Origin of the sequence: Flavobacterium polysaccharolyticum (assembly GCF_038739875.1) — a bacterium.
GTDB classification, from domain to species: Bacteria; Bacteroidota; Bacteroidia; order Flavobacteriales; family Flavobacteriaceae; genus Flavobacterium; species Flavobacterium polysaccharolyticum.
This window is the reverse complement of record NZ_JBCGDP010000098.1, coordinates 1-290: the sequence shown is the minus strand read 5'-3', so window position 1 is coordinate 290 and position 290 is coordinate 1. Positions and strand designations below refer to the sequence as shown.

The window sequence follows — 290 nt, the reverse complement described above, 5'->3', positions numbered from 1 at the left end:
ATCCTACTTGTACCTCTTGGTTTTTAAAACCGATAAATGAAAATACTAGGACATCATTTGAGGAGGCATTGATAGTAAATTCTCCATCAAAACCAGAAGAAGTTACTCCTTTTGCTCCCTTCAAGGCTACATTCACACCTGCTAAAGGAAGATTGTCTGTACCGGAAGTTACAATTCCCTTTATTTCATTAAGCTGTTGCGCTGATACTGTATAGGAAGTGAAAAGTATGATTAGTAACTCCAATAGACATTCTTTTTTTAAAAATAACGTATTGTTTAAAAAAAAAAAT

The 290-nt window shown here is 33.1% G+C and carries 1 protein-coding gene; it reads right to left on the bottom strand.

Annotation, left to right across the window (positions count from 1 at the left end; all coding sequences use genetic code 11):
• Positions 1-244, bottom strand: a 244-nt coding sequence (locus tag WFZ86_RS20245) for a carboxypeptidase-like regulatory domain-containing protein (RefSeq protein ID WP_342693630.1), incomplete at its 3' end; no start/stop codon positions are given.
• Positions 245-290 lie beyond the last annotated feature (46 nt).